The 15070-nt window shown below is 34.9% G+C and carries 15 protein-coding genes; 2 read left to right on the top strand and 13 right to left on the bottom strand.

The window, feature by feature from the left end:
• The 7 genes from ACY651_RS15010 to ACY651_RS14980 all read right to left on the bottom strand — a co-directional run.
• Window positions 1-1108: alkaline phosphatase PhoX (locus ACY651_RS15010; RefSeq protein WP_462254179.1), on the bottom strand; the 1108-nt coding region annotated here is incomplete at its 3' end.
• Between the two features lie 277 nt (window positions 1109-1385).
• Window positions 1386-1763 (bottom strand): c-type cytochrome, encoded by a 378-nt coding sequence (locus ACY651_RS15005; RefSeq protein WP_462254177.1) that lies wholly within the window; start codon window positions 1761-1763, stop codon window positions 1386-1388.
• Window positions 1764-1774: 11 nt separating this feature from the next.
• A complete protein-coding gene (locus ACY651_RS15000; protein ID WP_462254175.1) occupies window positions 1775-3709 on the bottom strand; it encodes a cytochrome-c peroxidase in 1935 nt (644 codons plus the stop codon).
• 139 nt (window positions 3710-3848) lie between these two features.
• Window positions 3849-4052: a dodecin family protein gene (locus ACY651_RS14995; RefSeq protein WP_462254173.1), complete on the bottom strand. Its 204-nt coding sequence runs from the start codon at window positions 4050-4052 to the stop codon at window positions 3849-3851.
• A gap of 54 nt (window positions 4053-4106) precedes the next feature.
• Window positions 4107-4805 (bottom strand): LolA family protein, encoded by a 699-nt coding sequence (locus ACY651_RS14990; RefSeq protein WP_462254171.1) that lies wholly within the window; start codon window positions 4803-4805, stop codon window positions 4107-4109.
• A 1-nt stretch (window position 4806) separates the two neighbouring features.
• The gene (locus ACY651_RS14985; RefSeq protein ID WP_462254169.1) at window positions 4807-5700 is read right to left on the bottom strand and encodes an ABC transporter permease; all 894 of its coding nucleotides are present in this window, start codon (window positions 5698-5700) and stop codon (window positions 4807-4809) included.
• Window positions 5678-6610, bottom strand: coding sequence for an ABC transporter ATP-binding protein (locus ACY651_RS14980; RefSeq protein ID WP_462254167.1), 933 nt, complete (start codon window positions 6608-6610; stop codon window positions 5678-5680). The genes ACY651_RS14985 and ACY651_RS14980 overlap by 23 nt, the downstream gene beginning before the upstream one ends.
• Before the next feature lie 329 nt (window positions 6611-6939).
• On the opposite strand from ACY651_RS14980, the gene ACY651_RS14975 reads away from it, so the two are divergent.
• Entirely contained in the window at window positions 6940-8334 is a 1395-nt protein-coding gene (locus tag ACY651_RS14975) for a T9SS type A sorting domain-containing protein (RefSeq protein WP_462254165.1), read from the top strand.
• A 60-nt stretch (window positions 8335-8394) separates the two neighbouring features.
• Here the strand turns inward: ACY651_RS14975 and ACY651_RS14970 are convergent, their stop codons facing one another.
• From ACY651_RS14970 to ACY651_RS14945, 6 genes are all read right to left on the bottom strand, one after another.
• Entirely contained in the window at window positions 8395-8688 is a 294-nt protein-coding gene (locus ACY651_RS14970; RefSeq protein ID WP_462254163.1) for a winged helix-turn-helix domain-containing protein, read from the bottom strand.
• The gene (locus ACY651_RS14965; RefSeq protein WP_462254161.1) at window positions 8681-9337 is read right to left on the bottom strand and encodes a hypothetical protein; all 657 of its coding nucleotides are present in this window, start codon (window positions 9335-9337) and stop codon (window positions 8681-8683) included. The genes ACY651_RS14970 and ACY651_RS14965 overlap by 8 nt, the downstream gene beginning before the upstream one ends.
• 2 nt (window positions 9338-9339) lie before the next feature.
• Window positions 9340-9927 (bottom strand): hypothetical protein, encoded by a 588-nt coding sequence (locus ACY651_RS14960; RefSeq protein WP_462254159.1) that lies wholly within the window; start codon window positions 9925-9927, stop codon window positions 9340-9342.
• 58 nt (window positions 9928-9985) lie between these two features.
• Entirely contained in the window at window positions 9986-10630 is a 645-nt protein-coding gene (locus tag ACY651_RS14955) for a hypothetical protein (protein ID WP_462254157.1), read from the bottom strand.
• A 36-nt stretch (window positions 10631-10666) separates the two neighbouring features.
• Entirely contained in the window at window positions 10667-10990 is a 324-nt protein-coding gene (locus ACY651_RS14950; protein WP_462254155.1) for a 2TM domain-containing protein, read from the bottom strand.
• 144 nt (window positions 10991-11134) lie between these two features.
• Window positions 11135-13393, bottom strand: coding sequence for a TonB-dependent receptor (locus ACY651_RS14945; RefSeq protein ID WP_462254153.1), 2259 nt, complete (start codon window positions 13391-13393; stop codon window positions 11135-11137).
• Between the two features lie 435 nt (window positions 13394-13828).
• Here ACY651_RS14945 and radA point away from each other — a divergent pair.
• The coding region (gene radA, locus ACY651_RS14940; protein ID WP_462254151.1) for a DNA repair protein RadA at window positions 13829-15070 on the top strand (1242 nt) is incomplete at its 3' end.

Genomic DNA, 15070 nt, shown 5'->3' with positions numbered 1-15070 from the left:
GGCCTACTACCCAAATATGATTGTTACCGCCATCCTGCAACACCCAAAGATTTTCTTCCCCGTCAAAAGCAAGGTTATCATTACCAATACCCCAGGCGGCATTAGATACACCTGCCCCGGGATCAACATCATACGTAGCATTTTCAACAAAAACCTGCAGGTTGCTAACCGTAGTACCATTATCAGTAAAACGATAAACTCTCCCGGGTCCTTTTGCTGTAAAATAAATATCTCCGTTACTTGGTTTTATTTCAATATCCTCTACACCATTAAAATTATAAGCAGCAGGGGCAGCAACGCTTAATGCAACTGTACCGTTTCTATCAGCCTGAGTAGAATTTGCAATAAGCTTCCAACTACCTGTACCCAATGCACCTGTTGTTACTAATACATACAATTGCCCGCTGCTGAAGTTACCAGGGGTTGTTGCAATAAATTTATAAACAAACCCATTTGTCGGGTCATCGGCGCCGGTATATAGCGTTTGATTATCGGGGGCGATAACAACATTTTCTCTTGTCTGCCTTCCAATGGCCCATAATTTATCAACCCCGGCATGTGTGGCGTCACTTTCTATTACTGTTCTTGTTGCAGGATCTATTTCTATAATCCAGCCAACATCCTGGTAACCATCTGCATTACCATCTCCTGCTGTAAGCGATTCTTCGGATACCATTATAGTACCGTTGGGTGTAACTGTACCCGAGCAAAATCTTGAAACAGTTTGTAAAGCTGCTACTGGAAAAGTAACATTACCGCTATTTGATTTTAACCATGTATGCGTTGGCCCATCGTAAGCAACCGTCATTGTTGCAACAGAAGCAACCGTATTTTCTCCACTAATTGATAAGTAGCCATTCTTGCTGCTTCCTGCAATAGGTACGTAGCCAGTAAAATCATTATTTGCTGCTAAAGTTCCTCCTGCAGTAAGTGCATCACCCGATTTTATTATTCTTTGAAAAGTGTGTGTGACGGGAATTACCAAACTCTGAGTTTGTGCACTTGGCGTAACTGAATTAAATGTTCCAATGGTTTGTGCCTGGACTTTTTGAAATAAAAACAATGAAAATAAAAAACATGTTTTTACTGTGTAATTAAGGCTTTTCATTTAGATGATATTAGGTTAAATTTTTTGATACTTTTTATTATATCTTTTGCAAATAAGGTATTAAGGTTAGAATAAATACGAACTTTTTTTTAAAATATTGCATAGAAGGAATAGAAAAACAAAATATGTAATTAGTACTCCTTAATAAAGTATAAATACTTCGTATTTATACGAATTTGAAGAATGTTTTGCTTGAGTTTACCATTGGTTAAACTCAATAAATTCTTGTAATAAAAATAGAAAATAGGAATTTTTTTAAAAAGAATTGATTGCAGAGCTATTTTTCTGCCTGTGGCCGGCTGGGTTTCTTATAATTAAAGAAAATTTGGATCGCTTCTAATTCTTCGGCAGTAATTTTATTTTCCGGAAGCGTATTAACATGGACTTCGTTCTTTATCCTTATAGTATAACTTTCCAACTGTTCGTTTGTAAAATCGGGTATAATTATTTTACCTTTTTCTTTTGTATTGTGGCATTTTGCACAATTTATATTATATAAAATCTTCCCTTTTTCAATCAGCTTTAAGTTGGCAACTTTTGCTTCTTCGGCAATATCAGCAGGAAAATCATAAAATTGAATTTTGGGCTGCGATACACATGCGGTAAGCCATAGACCAGTAATAAAAATAAGTGCTATAGTTATTATGCTTTTCATTTTTTATTATGCTAATATTCGCCCCCAATTTTACGGCTATTCAATAGTTTATCTTTGGAGACAGGTAGTTTTTCCGGTGCAGTTTCAAAGTTAATATTTTCATTTAAAGAGCGGATAAAAACAATGAGGTTCTTTTTTTCATCAGCTGTTAACTTTAGTGAATCTGCAGAAAGAGTTTGGTTATTAATTTTTAATCCCTTACCTGCTCCGCCGCCTGCATCATAAAAATCTATCACCTGCTGCAGCGTATTAAAAACACCATTGTGCATGTAAGGTTTTGTATAGGCTGCATTTCTTATTGAACCAGTTCTAAAAGCATTCAGCATTTCGCCGGCAGGGTTGACATCATACCTGCCTTTATCTATGCTCAGCTTTATAAATGCTGTATCAGCAGGTACGCCCAATACTTCAAACTCACTTGAAATGTAAGGAGGTTTTACACCATTAAATTGCGGAACAAAATGACAGGTGCCACATTGTGCTTTACTCATAAATAAATTAAAGCCTTCTTTTACAGGTACCTCAATTTCTTTGTTTGTATTCATGGCATCATCAAATGGAGCATAATAATTACTGAATTTGCTGTAATACATTGTAATGGCAGAAACAATATGCTCCAGTGTAATTTCTTTTTCCTGCGGAGTGTATTTTAAAAAAGTTTTGAATGCTTTTTTATATTCATTACAACTTAATACTTTTTGTACAAGTTCGTTTTCATTGCTGCCTAATTCCAAAGCATTTGTTATAACATCCTTTGCCTGGTTTTGCATAGAAATATGTTTACCATCCAGCATTAAAAGGTGATTGTAAGTTGCATTGATCAACGACGGCGAATTTCGGGATAGATAATTTTTACCATCATACTGAAACGAAGTTGTACCTGCGGTGTCAGTAAAATATTCTGCAGATTTATGGCAGGAGTTGCAACTCCTTTTATTATTACCCGACAACAGCGGATCGTAAAATAATAATTTACCAATACGTTCAATTTCTTTTAATTCCTTTTCACCGTTTACTCTTAAAAATATACCTTTAGTATTCTGGCCAAAATAAAGATGTTTATTAAATATGGATTCACTGGAGTTATTTAAAGAATAATCAACATAACTTTTTGTAAAAACCCTGTATTGATTTATAAATTGCTGATTCATTTTAAAAAGAGGATTTACATAATCCCTGATAAAAATAAAATGATCGAACTTTGAATAAGTTAATGGCTGCTTATTTACAAATGAAATGGTGTTATTATAAAGGGTGAGAAAATTTTCTGCAACAGGTGTAGCAGGAAAACTTTCGTTAAAAGAACTGTATATTTTTTTTACATCAATAAGCATAGAGTGCAACTCAGGTATAATTGCTGTTGTATCAGGGCATTCAAAACCTGTGGTATAGATAGCAGCCAAATTCAATAAGAAAAGGCGGTTAGCTAAAAAAAAGTGATGGTGATTTTGCAACTGGCCTGTAACAGAATCGGCCATAAATGTTTGTGTGGCAGTAATAGAAGATGCTACTAAATTTAAAAGGCTGTCCTTCTCTGCATTCTTTTCATCAAGATATAATGCCGCAAGTGTTAGCCCTGCTCCTTCCCTTTTATAAGGTTTCTCAAACTTCTCAAAAACTTCTGTTTCCCATTCCACAGGCAATGGCCCGTTTATTTTTTTATATGCAATTGGGTCGAGGTAACGCAGCCAAAAATCAATTCCTTTTAAGCTGGTTCGGGCAAGAGCAATCTGTTTTCTTATATTCTCAATTCCGGATGCAGAAGAAAAATCTGTTTTTTTTATAAGCTCCAATAAGGTCCTTTGATTGTTACTAAACCCATTAATGCTTTCGGTATAATTTGATATATACTTACCGGCATTGTTCGGTTTACTAACCGCAAAAGAATATAAAGCAATAATTAAAACAATAATAAAAAATATATAGAATTTTTTAACTGGTACCATATAGTTCTTAAAAAAAGAATTTTATTTGTATTTGATATGCCTGCTTTTTTTAAAGAAGATTAACCTCCTTTCTTAGTAAACTTATAGCAATCAATTAATAAAATTACTGCAATTTCAAATCTTAATTATTGCTTTAACATTACTCCACTTCAAAACTAATGCTTACATTAACTCTGTACTCACTAATAGCACCTTTTTTATCTACCTGTGCACTCTGGTTATTTACGTTTACACTTTTTATGTTACGTAAAGATTTAGATGCATGCTTAACTGCGTTTTGGGCAGCATCTTCCCAACTCTTTTTAGAATTAGCTAATAATTCAATTACTTTTAAAATTGCCATAGTTGTATTTTTTTATTAAGGTACAAATTATTACTTAAAAGTTGTACTAAAATTTTATTGAAAAACGGCATCGGCTATTCCTTTATTAACTGTATAAGAACTGATAGAAATTTCTGCCTTGCCTTTTTTATTTTTTGCTTTGTTTTCTGTTTTTTTAACTTCTTTACCATCATCAAAGTCAAAAGTTACTCCTTTGGGCAGTTTATAATCTTTAGTGTTAAAAGAAAAAACTATTTTATCCGGCAAACCGTAATCTATGTATTTGCCGTAAGACATCTCCAGTTCGTAGCTACCATTTTCCCTGGTAGTAGTCTTTGCCTTGCGTATTACTAAATTGGCTTCATCAATATAAAGGGTTGATAATACCACATCTGCATTATCATCATCAGGTAATAATTTTACCACTTTTACTGCCACACCATTTACTTTATCTGTACCGGCATCAAGTGCAGTAAATTTTCCATTGCTGATAATGCTGTTTAAATTTATGCTTACTGCACCTTTTGGCACAAAAGATATTCCTTTTTCATTTTTTATTTTTAACTGATTAGGTTTTTTAAAATAAATTTTTACAGTTGCTACCGGGATTTTTAAAAACGTAACATTAGTTTTCATTTTTCCTGATGCTTCATAATCATTCACCTTGTCTATTTTAGCCTTTACTTTTTGTACTAACGCATTTACATCCTGGGCTTTTGAAAACATAGGGCTGCAAAAAGTAATTAATAATAAAGTCTGTAGTATTTTTTTCATGTTACGATAAGATATCTTTTCTTTTAAAAACAATAACTGATGCTGATACTAAAATAAAAATGTGTGCCAGTAAAATAAATAAACTCTTTCGAATGGCAGGCCAATTTTCAATAGTACCTTTTATAGTTTCTCCATCTTCGGTGGTACCAATGTAAAAAAAGCCTTTCCATCCCACCAAGTAAGAAGTAAATAAAAATGGCTTCACGTTTTTATCTATAATAGGAACGTTAATATTAGAAATGATTGTACACACAATAACAATACATACTGTTGCTATAATTGGCCCAATAGAATTTTCTGCAAAAATAGAGAGGAATAATGCCAGCGCTGCAATAACAGTAAGCGCCACCGTAGCATAGGCAAAAGCAGCAATATAGCGCCAAACAATATCATCTTTGGTAATCAGCAGTATTTGCGACTCCTCGCCCTTAGACCGGAAAATAAGCATATCGTCTGCGCCAAAAATTAACAGGCTGAATAACAGCGAAGTTATTGCCATCCACAATAATAATAAAATTGTAAATATTGTAGCCGCTGCAAACTTTACTAAAATTAACTGCGTACGGTTAATAGGTTTTGAAATTAAGAGACGTAATGTACCCATGTTTGCTTCACCCGAAATAGAATCGGCTGCAATTAATGCTACAAGTATCGGTACCTGAATTAATAATGTGTTAAGAATAATGTAACACATAAAATAACCGTTGATAGCTTTTACTCTTTCAAATTCAAAAGTATCTTTTACACTTTGGAGCATCATATCCATATAATTCTGCCCATCTGCCTTAAACGCAAACTGAAAGATAAAAACAATGGCTGCAATAGCTGCAAAAGCTATGTATGTACGGGGCCTTTTAGAAATTTTGTACAACTCAATTTTTAGTAATGTCCACATAATTTTGCTGAGTTGTTAATGATAAAAAATAATCTTCCAGGGAATGTCGTGGCTGAATGGATAATATCCCTATTCCCATTGCAGACATATCATTTGTGAGTTCAGGAATGCCTGCTTTATTCATTTGCATTTTTACAATATCGTTAGAAGGTAAAATAAATGAAGCCCATTTTGATTGTGACAGTTTATTCTTTGCTTCGTCATTGTTTGTAGTTTCTATCTGTACAATTGTTTTTGCAGGGTCCAGCAGTTCTGCTGCATTACCCTCAACCACTTTTTTACCTTTATTAATAATTAAAATTCTGTTAGCTATTATTTCTATTTCACTTAGTAAGTGAGAGGATACCACAATTGTTTTTCCCATCTCTTTACTTAATTGCAAAATAAGATTCCGCATATCTGCAATACCTTGCGGATCTAAACCATTTGTAGGTTCATCTAAAATAATTAACCGGGGATTGTGTACCAGTGCAACTGCTATTCCCAAACGTTGCTTCATTCCCTGGCTAAAAGTTTTTACTTTACTATTGGCCCTTTCAGCAAGGCCTACCATTTCCAATTGCTCCATTAATAATTGCCTCGTAACTTTTACGCCACTCATTTTAGCGAAAATGGAAAGGTTTTGATAAGCGGAAAGGTATTTATACAAATCTGGTTTTTCTATTACGGCTCCTGTTTGTTGTAATACTTCGCTGCGGTGTATAAATAAATTCTTTCCAAAAATATTTATTTCGCCTGATGTTGGTTTTACAAGCGATAACAACATTCGTATAGTAGTTGATTTGCCTGCGCCATTTTGCCCAAGAAAGCCATAAATATCCCCTTCATTAACTGTAAAAGAAAGATCGTCAACCGCCTTTAAGTCATTAAATTTTTTTGAAAGATGAGTAACACTGATAACTGCAGGCATAGTATTATATATGTGTAAAGGTAAAACGGATATCACAACTAATTGTTCGTAAAAGTAAAACAGCTTTTCAAAAAAAATATTAAAAAAGCTTGCGCAGTTAAAAAAAACTGACTATGTTTGCAGTGCTTATACCTTATAACCGTATTCTATTCTCAACCACACACTCCCCAACGATTAATTAAAAAGATTCTATTGCTTCGCAGCAATCCGTAAACTATTATCTTCTGAAAAAGCTCCGCTTTACCGCATCCACTATTTTGTGATTTTAGCCGATGCCTGAACGTTCAGGTTATCAACCTCTGTAAATTTTAAAATATAAATCACACAAGATGAAAAAGATTTTTACCCTTTCGTTTACATTATTAGCTTTAATCAGCTTAAATGCACAAGTTTGTACCACATCCGGATTTGATGTTTGCGATGCTGGCACAGGTGTTGTTTCCGATTTTAGAAATGCTGTGCAAATTGCCGGTACAGGAGCTCCATTAACAGTTGGCGCAAAATACAAATTCAACAATGCCATACCCAGTTTAAATCTGGATGCAGTAATATCTATTGATGCAATGGTAAATGCAACAATGGCTGGTGCTGCCAGCCCCAGTATTGATGATGATGCTGCAGCTGATGAAACGGGCATTGCGTCTTCTCAAATTGCTTTATTTGCGCCACGTATTGCACCTAATCAAATACTTTCATGCAGTAATAAAAGCGGGTACGTAGAATTTACAGTAAAATTTTACACCCATTACAGCGGTAATGCAATGCCAACACCAGGAGCAGAAATGGCTGTATCCAACCTTAATTTTTTACACTTTGATATGGATGGCAGTATGCAGGGCAGCGATGGCTGGTTTAAAGAAATAGGGTATGCAAAAATAAATGGTGCAGACCCTGTAAACTATGGTGCAGCTGCTTCTGAATTATTGAGCGGTAATAACAATGGATGGTTTTTAACTACCGGCAGTATTAATGAACGTAATGGTGTATCAAGATGCTCAGAGGTTATTGAAAAATCTGTTTATTTTTTCCCTCAATCATCCATTACTTTCAGGATGGGATATGATTACAAGGCCCCATCTGCAAATTGCAGCAGTATCAGCATTCAGCCTACAAGGCAATACGGATCAAGGTTTGGTTGTTTTAATTTGCCGGCTGGTGGCCCATTACCTGTTTCCTTAATTAATTTAGCTGCTAATTATAATTCAGGAAAATCAAATATTACCTGGACAAGCCTGCAGGAGCATAACCTTGACAGTTATGAAATACAAAGAAGTTATGATGGAATAAATTTTGAAGTTGCTGGAAATGTAAAGGCAAATAATTTAACCTCACTACAGGAATATAAATTTACTGATAACCTGCCGACCTTTAATTCAAAATATATTTATTACAGGGTAAGAGTGGTAGATCTGGACTACAGTATGAAGCTTACCAATACAGTTTCAATAAAAGTGGCCGACTGGAAAACTAACGAAATGATTATCTCCCCTAACCCATCAAGCAGTGGTGCACAGATAAAGATAAAAACAGCAAAAGCGGCTACAGGTGATATTTCAGTTTTTGATGCTACAGGTAAATTGGTATTAAAACAACAGGCAGCATTATTTGCCGGCAACAACTCTGTAGTATTAAACAATGTTACTCAGTTAGCAGAAGGCTATTATACTGTACGTTTAATTGCAAACAATGAAACGTACAGTTCAAAATTATTAATATGGAAATAAAAAATTGATTGATAACCAAGCACGAGTAAAAGCCATTTCCCTAATAAGGAAAGGGCTTTTTTATTGCCCGCTGGGGTTCATATAAGATTGTAATGCTTTTACATAATCTTCAAATGCATCAATTCCCTTTGCTGTAATTTTACAAATTGTTTGCGGATAATTGTTACTGAATTGTTTAGTTACTTCAATATAACCTGCATCTTTTAATTTATTTATCTGCACACTTAAATTACCTGCGGTAGAGTTAGTTTTTTCTTTTAAAAAAGTAAACTCTGCTTCTTTAACACTTATCAGTAAACTGATAACTGCTAAACGCAATTGAGAATGTAATATGGGGTCCAGTTCTTTAAACATTAACCTTTCTGTTCTTTATAAATTTGCTCCTTACAATAATACCGGGTATTAGCCATGCTGCTGTTGCAGCAATTGCAGTTAACAGCATATCCCATTCAATTTTTGTATAAATAGAAATTACACAACATATCCAGCAAACAATACCACCGTAAAACATTGGCCTCATATTTTTGCATGCCCCTGTAATAATTGTTGGTATGCCATAAAGTAACAGGAAGAAAGAGGAAGTGAAACTGCTGTAATTATATTCGGGCTTGTACCCTTTAACATCTATATAAGTTTGAAAAACGGGATTCAATTGCTTAATAATATTTGCATTAATAACAATTAATAAAAAAATAGAAATACCAAAACAAATCCACACGTAGTCAATTATCTTATTATCATATCCTTTTACTTTATTTATACGACTACCTTTAGACGCTATAAAAATTTGAGGCACAAGTGCAATAAGTGTTAAAAACCAGATATTAAAAGGTAAATCAAACTGGTATTTAATTTGAAAATAAGTTACCAGGCTGCAAAATGCAATTACAGTACCCCATAATATCGGACCAACACCCGAATCTAGATAACTGTTTTTTGCTTTATTAATCATTTGGCTGATTAACTGCAGGCTTTCCTGTTCTGTCATTTTATTTTCTTCCATAATCAGTTATTTTGTTGATTATATTTTTTTCGCATTAAATAACCTGGTACTATCCAGGCAGCAGCAACTGCAACAGAAAGTAGTAATAAACCATAAAGCGGATGTATAAATGCAGAAAACAATGCAAGTGCCCAGCAAATTATTCCACCAATTTTTAACGGCTTAAACTGCATTACCACGCCAGATAAAAAAGTTGGCACACCATACAGCATTAAAAAAAGCGAATAGATATTATTCCAGCCGTTGCCTTTACCCACAATAAAAAATAATAAAAACATACATATACCAAAGCTTATCCAGATATAATTTATTATTTCATCGCTGTAGGTTTTTACAGTTTCTTTTTTCTTTGCCTTAGAAAGATAAATGGTTTGAAAAATAACAGCTACCCAGCAACTGGCCCAAATTATTTCGGGATGTTTAAACCATTGGAGTTTTATTAAAATAAAATGTATGATGGCATCTGCAAAAATCAGCCAGCCCCATAAAAGATATAAAAAACCATTTTCGCTAAACCGGTTTTTTGCCTGGTTAATCATACTGTCTATTAACTGCAGGCTATCTTGCGGCGAAAAATTTTCTTCTGCCATGATTTGTTGGTTTTATAATAATTATGGACCGGAAAAATCCGGCCCGTAATTAATTTATTTATTGATTACATTCTTTCATTAGCATTTCTACAGGTTGTTTGCCCCAGTTAGGATGCAATTCGCTGGCCGGTTTAAAGGTTGCAAATTTATCTAAAGCAGTTTGCAACTCGGGCTTTGCTGTTTTGCAACCACCACCAAATTGCTCAGGTGTGTATTTTAATCCCTGGCCTTTTAAGTAATACGGCCTTGGGTTGGTGGGATCCTGCTGCATTGCCTTTTCCATATTGCTGCCACTTTCTGGCCCGTATTCCATATAACGCTGCATAGGGTTTACCATCATGTGGCAACTTGCTATCATACTTTTTATGCAGGATATTTCAGAATTATTAGGCATTAAAGAATCTGCCTTATTAATAAAATCTGTTGCTTTATCTGCAATAGCATCTACCTTATCTTTATTCTGCTCCATAAAACCATAATTAACCTGGCAAAAAGCAGCATAGTAAAAAGCAAGCCATTGATTTTTTTCAGCATTGGCAATGCGTTCAAAATTATTAGCCAATGCTAAAAGACTTGCAGGATTTCTAAAACTGGTATCAATGGCAGCAATATTATTTTTCATTGCAGCAACATATTTTTCGCTTTGGCCAAACGAAAGCATGGTAAGTGAAACTAAAACTGAGGCGATAAGTAATTTTTTCATTGTTGTTTGTTTTATTTTTTGATTTTATTTTTGATTTTATTTTTTTTGTTGACTTCTTAATTTTTCATACTCTTTTTCTACAGAGTTTGCTTTAGGAAAAACATAGGCGCCTGCAAAATGAAATGCAAGGCCAATACCCCAACCCAATGTAGTCCAAATTGGCCAGGGGTAATGGTGATTATTCCATTCGCTTATATTAATACCCCTGTGCTGGTTACCTGTAAAAAACCAAATACCCCATAAAAAAGCATTTACAATTAAATAGGCAATAGCATGATTTTTAAAGCTGGCCCTTTTTTGTGCAATCTCCCAAAGTTCAGGGTCTTTGCCTTCCGGTGCCGGTTGTTGATAATTTGACATAATTTTTAAAGCCCCCTCTATCTCCCCAGAAGGGGAATACATGGAGTAGTTTTTAGCGATGATTAATATTGTTTATTATAAAAGAACTTAAAAAAATACTCCAGTCCGCTTTCCTTCCCTTTCGGGGAAGGGTTGGGATGGGGCCTAAAGGTTATTATTAATTGCGTCCTGTGTTCTGTCGGTCCCAAAACTTAAAAAACATCCTATAAATACAAATCGTTTACTTGGTGGCGTTACCGCTTCCTTACGATTGCCATCAGAAGAATAATTGTATGTGTACACTTGTTTTTGTCCAAATACATTATTAATACCTAACACCCACACTGCAAAGTTTTTTGTATCTTTTTTACCAATGGTGGGCAAATAATTTACACTAAAACTACAGCTGTTGTAATTAATGGTTGTGCCCATATCGGTAAATACATTTTTATTTTGTGTACCATCGTAAGCAATGCGGTAATAGGGCCTGCCGGTTGCAAAATTGTAACTTAAATTAAATTGTGTTTTCCAGGGCAATACAAACTTTTTAAAAACAAAAGCTGCAGTATGCTTTGCAGCAAATGATGGCTGAATGGACGAAGGGAAATTTATAAAATCTCTTTTAGTATCTAAGTAAGAATAAGAGATCCAGTAGTCAACAGTTTTAATAGTTTTTTTATCTCTCCAAAAAACTTCAAACCCTTTTGCAAAACCATTGCCGTTATTGTTTGCAGCAACTTCACGGCCATTAGAATTGTAGCCGGTTTTATACAAATCATCATATTTTTTATAAAACATTTCCATGCGTAATGTTTGTACACCGGTTAACAGTTGGTATTGTAAAATGTAGTGTGCCGCTTTTGAAAAGTTAAGTAATGTGCTGGCAGGTAAATATTTTCTTTCGGGGTTTTGGTAAAAAATTCCATACGCAAAACCTGCAGAACTGTATTTGCCCAACTGGTAAGCTAATGATGCCCTTGGCGCAATATTCCATTTATCTAACAATTGAGAATGCTCGGCACGTACACCCAATTTTGCTGCTAAGGAGTTGGTAATATAAATATCCGATTCGCCAAAGCCTGCTACCATGGTTTCTTTGATAGTTTCATTAAACTTTGTACCATCATATAATGTATAAGCCGATTTTTCGTTGCTGACACTTACTTCGGTACCAAAACGAACAGCACTTAAACCGCTTAACTTTTTATCCAGCACAATCCTGTTTTGAAAAAAATTGCCTTTTGTACTTAAAGAAAAGTTTTTGAACGCATAAAATGCCGGAGTAGTAATAGTTTGTTTTACGTTGGCAGCATTTTGCAATTCGTTTTCTATATCATCTTTATTATTACTGAATGATGCGCCAACATTTATCTTCCACCTGTTTTTTAAATTTTGCTTATAGCTGATGTTGTGATACTGGTTTAAATTTTGTAATGTAAAAGCATCCTTCATACTAACCGAATCAATATCGCCGGTGCGGCTGCCTACATCGGTTTTGCTTATATAACTGTATAATTTTATTATACCACCCTTCTTTGTTTTAAAACGAAAGTTAGCATCTCCATCAAGTATAACCGGAATTTTAAAATAATCCTGCCGCTGTTTTATTACATTAAATGCCAGTACCAGATTGGTATAGTTTGCACTAAAGCCCCAGCTGCTTTTTTTATTTTTTGCCAAATGCTGTATGCCTCCGCCAACACCAACCACACTGGCTCCAAAATCTGCTTCGCTTTTTTCTGGTAAATCTTTACTTTCTAAAATAAGTGCCGATGATAAAGCCTGGCCATACAAAGCTGAGTAACCACCTGTACTAAAAACTGTACCCTTAAACAAAAACGGATTAAACCTTCCACGCTGTGCAATGCCGGGTGTGCCACTGTAAAAAAAGTTATTTACCTGTGTGCCGTCAATAAATATTTTACTTTCTGTTGCTGTGCCGCCTCTTACAAATAAACCTTCGCTTTCGCCAACCTGCTGGGCACCGGGCAAAGATTTAAAGGCACTTGTTACATCGCCGTTGGCACTTGGTGTAGTTACAATATCTATATCAGTTAATACAGCACCTTTCTTTTTATCGCTTGCTTCAAATGAGCCTGCTGATATTACAACTGCTTTTAAATCCGTTATTAGCTCTTTTAATAATACAGGAATGGTTATGTCGGTAGAATTAATGGTTACTTTTTGCTCAAACGTCCGGTAACCTGATGAGCTGCCTTCAATAATCTGCTCTCCTTTTTCGGTTGTGGTAAAAGAAAAGCTACCAGATGAATCTGTTGTAGCCCCATCGTAAGTATTTTTTAAAACTACACTTACACCAGCCAATGCTTTATTCTTATTATCTACTGCCTTTCCACTAATTTTTATCTGACTTTGTGCCGATAAAAAATTTAGAGTTAGTAATAAAGTAAACAACTTTTTCATTCTTCCTAATTTTACACAAACGTAAAGTAGTTTATTTTATAAACCAAATATTTTAAAGAAATAATTTTTAGTTAACATGGGATAAATAAGGTTTTAATCTGTCAAAATTATCTCATAACTATTTGCTTATCAATAAATTGAATCTGATTTAAAGTCCGACCCTTAAACCTAAAATTCACCCATAACTTATCAACATAGCCCAAAATATATTTTTTTATGTGGCCGTAAATTGTAATTTAGCAATAGAATTTAATGGGTTAGTAAGTATAAAGGGCTGTCAGAAATGATAGCCCTTTTACTTTTTAGTTGTTCCCGCTGATTGCGCAAATACTGCAGATTAATTTTCTATCTATTTTATCTTTTATAATTTTTTTACAAAAGTTTTAAACACAAAATCTAAAATCATCAATCTTTAATCAGCATTATCTTTACAACATGAGTAAAACTAAGTCGGCATTTTTTTGCCAGAGCTGCGGATACGAAAGTGCAAAGTGGTTAGGTAAATGCCCGAGCTGTAATAACTGGAATACTTTTGTGGAAGAAGTAATTGTTAAAGGCAACGATAAAAAAGAAAAAGATGAATGGGCAGATTATAAAAGAGATGGTAAAATAAAAACCATTTCCATTAACGAAGTTAGCAGCGCCGAAGAAAAAAGAATTATCACAACTGATACAGAATTAAACCGTGTGTTAGGCGGTGGAATTGTTTTAGGAAGTATTGTTTTAGTTGCCGGCGAACCGGGCATTGGTAAATCAACTTTGTTTTTACAAATTGGTTTAAACCTTAAAGATGTGGTTACATTATATATAAGCGGAGAAGAAAGTGAACAACAAATAAAAATGAGGGCCGACCGTGTAGGAATTAGAAGTGAAAACTTTTATTTACTTACCGAAACCAATACACAAACCATTTTTCAGGAGATAAAAAAATTAAAACCGCAATTGGTTATTGTAGATTCGATACAAACATTGCAATCGCCATTTGTAGAAAGCGGACCAGGAAGCGTAAGCCAGATTAGAGAAACTGCTGCCGAAATGCAACGCTTTGCTAAAGAAACCAACACACCTGTTTTTTTAATTGGCCACATTACTAAAGATGGCAACATTGCCGGGCCAAAAATTTTAGAACACATGGTAGATACGGTATTGCAGTTTGAAGGCGACCGACATTATGCTTACCGCATTTTACGTACTTTAAAAAATCGTTTTGGTTCTACTGCAGAGTTGGGCATTTACGAAATGACCGGCGAAGGCATGAGGGCTGTAACCAACCCCAGCGAAATTTTAATTACGCAAAAAGAGGATGCCTTAAGCGGCATTGCCATTGCAGCAACTATTGAAGGCATGCGGCCATTGCTTATTGAAACACAGGCATTGGTTACTCAAAGCGTTTATGGTACGCCGCAACGTACGGTGAGTGGTTTCGACCTGCGACGTTTACAATTATTATTAGCCGTGCTGGAAAAACGTGGTGGTTTTCATTTTGGGGTAAAAGATGTTTTTGTAAATATTGCCGGTGGTTTAAAAATTGAAGACCCTTCTATTGATCTGGCAATTGTGTGTGCCTTGCTGAGCAGCTACGAAGATGTGCCGCTGCACCACCACACTTGCTTTGCAGGCGAAGTGGGTCTAAGCGGAGAGATAAGAGCAGTAAACCGTATTGAACAACGCATTGCC

The sequence above is a fragment of the Ferruginibacter sp. genome (genome assembly GCF_031391665.1).
Classification (GTDB): Bacteria; Bacteroidota; Bacteroidia; order Chitinophagales; family Chitinophagaceae; genus Ferruginibacter.
Note: the sequence above shows the minus strand (reverse complement) of the source record. Positions and strands in the feature narration are given on the sequence as shown.